Here is a 4,707-nt window from a genome sequence, read left to right as displayed (position 1 = left end):
CTCCCATAAAGTAGTTCGTCCAATTTTAAATCTTGCTGCCACTGTTTCTCTGCTTTCTCCTTCGTCTAGCGCTTCCATTGCTTTTTTCCTTAAGTCATAACTATATGCTGCTGGCACTCAACCTCCTTATCATCTTCTATCCTTATCTTATCACATCCGGACTTCTATGAAAAGAGCTATAACTTCAAAAATGAATGTTTGTACAGCTGTGTGTCAAGCACTGGAATCTGCCACGCAAATTGCAATGTTCGTACAGTTATGCGTCAAGCCTAAAAGTAATTAGCTAATAGGTTTAATAAAAATTCACATATACAGGAAAGATTGGTAACATTACTTGAATAGAGACCGTTATTGTAATTATGCCGAAACGCACAGATATAGAATCTATATTAGTAATAGGAGCAGGCCCAATAGTTATAGGTCAGGCATGCGAGTTTGATTATTCCGGAACGCAAAGCTGTAAAGTATTAAAAAGCGAAGGTTATAAAGTCATTTTGGTTAACTCCAACCCCGCAACTATAATGACAGATCCTGAGTTTTCTGATGCGACGTATATTGAGCCGGTACTGCCTGAAATCATAGAGAAAATTATAATTAAGGAGAGGCCAGACGCAATATTGCCAACAATGGGCGGGCAAACAGCGCTCAATTGTGCAATAAAACTTGCAGATGATGGAGTGTTAGACAAATACAACGTAGAATTAATAGGGGTAAATAGAGAAGCAATAAAAAAAGCAGAGGATAGAGAGTTATTCCGCCAGTCCATGGATAGAATAGGACTGAAATACCCCAAAAGTATCATTATAAAAAATCAAGAACAAATAAAAAAGGCTTTGGATTACGTTGGATTACCAGCAATCATTCGTTCATCATTCACTCTTGGTGGCGCAGGTAGTGGCATAGCATATAATAAAGAGGAGTTTTTTAACATTGCAGAAAGTGCTCTTAAAATTTCGCCAATAAATGAAGTTCAGATAGATGAATCAATTATCGGCTGGAAAGAATATGAAATGGAAGTTATCCGCGATTGTAAAGATAACTGCATAATAGTCTGTTCGATAGAAAATGTTGATCCGATGGGAGTGCACACTGGGGATAGCATAACTGTTGCTCCTGCTTTGACTCTGCGTGACGTAGAATACCAACAGATGAGAAATGCATCTATAGCAGTGCTGAGAGAAATTGATGTTAGTGCCGGTGGTGCAAATGTTCAGTTTGCAGTGAATCCTAAAGAAGATGGAAGCCTCGTTGTAATTGAAATGAATCCAAGAGTTTCTCGCTCTTCTGCACTTGCTTCGAAAGCAACAGGCTATCCTATTGCAAAAGTTGTAACTAAACTTGCTATTGGCTATTCGCTCGATGAAATACGTAACGACTGCGCTCCAATAATACCAGCAGCATTCGAACCAGTGATTGATTATATCGTCACTAAAATCCCTCGATTTGAGTTTGAGAAATTTAAGGGGACGAATTGTGAATTATCAACTTCCATGAAATCAGTGGGAGAAGTGATGTCTATAGGCCGCACTTTTAATGAGTCACTGCAGAAAGCTTTTCGTTCACTTGAAACTGATCTTACAGGACTTGATGAAGTATTTCCTGAGAACATTGATATTGATCACGTAAAATCTCAATTAGCAAAATTGCTACCAAACAGATTACTGATTGCTGCTGACGCAATGCGCCACGGAATTAGCATAGAAGAAATAAATTCGATTACAGGATATGACTTATGGTTTCTGCAAAATATACAGCAAATCATCTTGGCTGAACAAGAAATCAAGGAAAACGGCCTTCCTGAGACTGCATATGAAATGTTAGAGATGAAAAAAATGGGATTTTCAGATGCAAGATTGGCAAAGTTAAGTAATAGACCTACCTCTGTCATTCCAGTACCCTCTAATGTCATCCCAGTGCGTGACACTGGGATCCAGCCAGCGTTATACGCTGGAGATCGAGTAAAACAAATCGAAGAAATAAGAAAAAAATTTGGCATTAAACAAGTTTATAAACGCGTAGACACCTGTGCAGCTGAATTTGAATCGAGCACTGCTTATATGTATGGCTGCTATGAGGGTGATGTTGAAAATAAAACGGAATGTGAGGCGAATATTTCTGACCGAGAAAAGGTTGTCATTTTAGGAAGTGGTCCAAATCGCATTGGTCAAGGTATTGAGTTTGATTATGCATGCGTACATGCAGCTTCTGCCGCCAAAGAAATGGGGTATGAAACAATAATGATCAACTGTAATCCCGAAACTGTCTCAACTGACTACGATACCGCTGATCGTTTATATTTTGCACCACTCATTGCAGAGGATGTGCTTGAAATACTAAGTAAAGAGCAAGAAAATGGCACACTGGTTGGTGTAATAGTTCAAATAGGTGGTCAAACACCTTTAAAGTTAGCCAAAGTGCTTAACGAGAGAGGTTTCAAAATTTTGGGAACTTCGTTTGATTCTATTGACCTTGCAGAAGATCGCATGAGGTTTAAAAACCTTGCTTTGCAACTTAATTTAAAACAACCTGAAAATTCTATCTGCCATTCAGTAGAAGAAGCGTTAACCAACGCAGAAAAGGTGGGGTTTCCACTAGTAGTTAGGCCATCATATGTCCTCGGCGGTCAGTCTATGTCGATTAGACACGATACTCAGAGCTTTAAAGAGTACGTCTTAGATCAAACTAAAATCTTTGAGCATGGTTCGCTGCTTCTTGATAAATTTTTAGTCAATGCAGTTGAGGTTGACGTTGATGCTGTATGTGATGGGGAAAAAGTTTTCATTGCAGGGGTCATGGAGCATATTGAAGAAGCTGGTATCCACTCTGGTGATTCAACATGCTCAATACCGACAAATACATTGAGTGACGAAGTAATAAAAGAGATCGAGCTCCAAACTGAAAGAATAGCTCTTGCACTAGAAGTGAAAGGTCTGATAAACATTCAGTTTGCTGTTCAAGAGAATAGACCTCTTGCAGAACCTGTTTGTGATGAGAAATTTTTAGGAAAAGTGCAGATGAGCACCACAGAATACTCGAATGTATTTGAGGAGCGCAGACAAGCTTTGACGACAAAATTGCCTTCAGAAATCGAGTTATGCAAGAGGTCTAGTGATGTATACATACTTGAAGTAAATTTACGAGCTAGTAGAACCGTTCCTTTTATTTCCAAGGTAATCAATATTCCTATTGCAAAGCTTGCCACTCAAGTTATTTTGGGTAAAAAATTGAATCAGGAAAACAAGCCTTTCAATCATTTTGCAGTTAAAGCTGCTGTTTTTCCATTTACCCGCTTTGCAGGAGTTGATACTTTACTTGGTCCTGAAATGAAATCAACAGGAGAAGTGATGGGAATTGACTCATCATTTGAAGCTGCACTTGCAAAAACGCACATGGCTGCAGGATACAAGTTACCAACAGAAGGAACAGCTCTGGTTTCAGTAAAAGATGATGATAAAAAGTATATATTACCAGTTGCACGAATGTTGAAAGAACTGAGTTTTGAAATATATGCCACCAAAGGCACAGCTTCGTATCTGAACAATAACGGCATTGCTGCACAAGCTGTAAATAAAGTAAGAGAAGGCAGACCCCACATAGTTGATATGCTCAAAGATGGAAAAATAAATCTAGTGATTAATACTTCAAAAGGTGTAAAGTCAGTCTCAGACAGCAAAGATATCAGGAGAACTGCTATTTTGCAAAATATAGCTTACAGCACCACAGCTTCCGGAAGTAAAGCGTTAGTGCTTGCAATTCAATATGTAAAGAATAGCAAACTGGAAGTGAAATCATTACAGCAGATACAAAACGTTTAAATATCAAAACTAGAATAATTCACTCTCAAAATGCTAAAGAGAACATAATAAAAAGATGGAAATTTTGAAGGAAATAGTATACCTAAAGAATCAACTAGCGTAATTGAACAGCCAAATGCTGCAACGAATGCTCCACAATCTCACCTAGAGGACACTTCCCTTATATGTTAAGAACAAGTCTTTATAAATATCAAAGTAGTGAGATTAAAGACACACAGAGAAGAGGAATCGTCACGCCCCTTGATTATAAGAATCGTTGTTCAGCAAGGTTCTCTTCTCTGGTTTATTATACTGAAAGTTCCGAACAACTGATTGAGCTTTTAGGCTCGTATATAAGGCTGGAAAATGCAGTATATGTTATTATTACGGAGGAATTATGAATTCATCAAACATTATTGCTGACATTGATGTTAGCAAAAGTAAATTAGATCTCCACATTCACCCACTTGAGCATTATAAAATATTTGAAAACAATGTACAATCCATTGATGAAATGCTGGACTTTTTACGTTTGCATAATGTAACCAAAATTGGTCTTGAGGCAACTGGTGGATACGAAAAATTATGTGCCTATACTTTACTAAGCAATGGTTTTGAGGTGTACGTCATTCAACCAAGGTGGGAGAGACTATGCTAAAAGCCTTGGTATTACTACAAAAACTGATAAAATAGACTGCAGTATCATCTCACGTTATATTAATAATACAGATATGCGTGTTACTCCTTTAACAGTTAGTAATGGTAATATTGATTGCTTGAAACAAAAATTATCTCGTAGAAACCAACTTGTAGAAATAGCAAAAATACAAAAAACCCAAATCCAACAGATATAGCTCTTTTCATAGAAGTCCGGATGTGATAAGATAAGGATAGAAGATGATAAGGAGGTTGA

The 4,707-nt window shown here is 37.7% G+C and carries 3 protein-coding genes and 1 pseudogene; 3 read left to right on the top strand and 1 reads right to left on the bottom strand.

Annotated elements, in window-relative coordinates; translation table 11 throughout:
• A partial coding sequence (locus ACIPNH_RS02010; protein ID WP_400771409.1) for an IS630 transposase-related protein occupies positions 1-117 on the bottom strand: 117 nt, incomplete at its 3' end.
• A 242-nt stretch (positions 118-359) separates the two neighbouring features.
• Here ACIPNH_RS02010 and carB point away from each other — a divergent pair.
• The 3 genes and pseudogenes from carB to ACIPNH_RS06735 form a co-directional block, all read left to right on the top strand.
• On the top strand, positions 360-3,815 hold the full coding sequence (gene carB / locus ACIPNH_RS02005) for a carbamoyl-phosphate synthase large subunit (RefSeq protein ID WP_400771406.1): 3,456 nt from the start codon (positions 360-362) through the stop codon (positions 3,813-3,815).
• 164 nt (positions 3,816-3,979) lie between these two features.
• Positions 3,980-4,195 (top strand): hypothetical protein, encoded by a 216-nt coding sequence (locus tag ACIPNH_RS02000; RefSeq protein ID WP_080717592.1) that lies wholly within the window; start codon positions 3,980-3,982, stop codon positions 4,193-4,195.
• A pseudogene (locus tag ACIPNH_RS06735) lies at positions 4,192-4,645 on the top strand (IS110 family transposase); the annotation flags it as partial. The gene ACIPNH_RS02000 and the pseudogene ACIPNH_RS06735, both read left to right, overlap by 4 nt.
• Between the last annotated feature and the right edge of the window lie 62 nt (positions 4,646-4,707).

Origin of the sequence: Wolbachia endosymbiont of Drosophila barbarae, from assembly GCF_044752445.1 — a bacterium.
In the GTDB taxonomy this organism is placed as follows: domain Bacteria; phylum Pseudomonadota; class Alphaproteobacteria; order Rickettsiales; family Anaplasmataceae; genus Wolbachia; species Wolbachia pipientis.
This window is presented reverse-complemented; position numbering and strand designations above follow the sequence as displayed.

What these genes read in the sequence shown, in the direction of transcription:
- carB (WP_400771406.1), top strand. Translation starts at nt 360, where the DNA reads ATGCCGAAACGCACAGATATAGAATCTATATTAGTAATAGGAGCAGGC.
- ACIPNH_RS02000 (WP_080717592.1), top strand. Translation starts at nt 3,980, where the DNA reads ATGTTAAGAACAAGTCTTTATAAATATCAAAGTAGTGAGATTAAAGAC.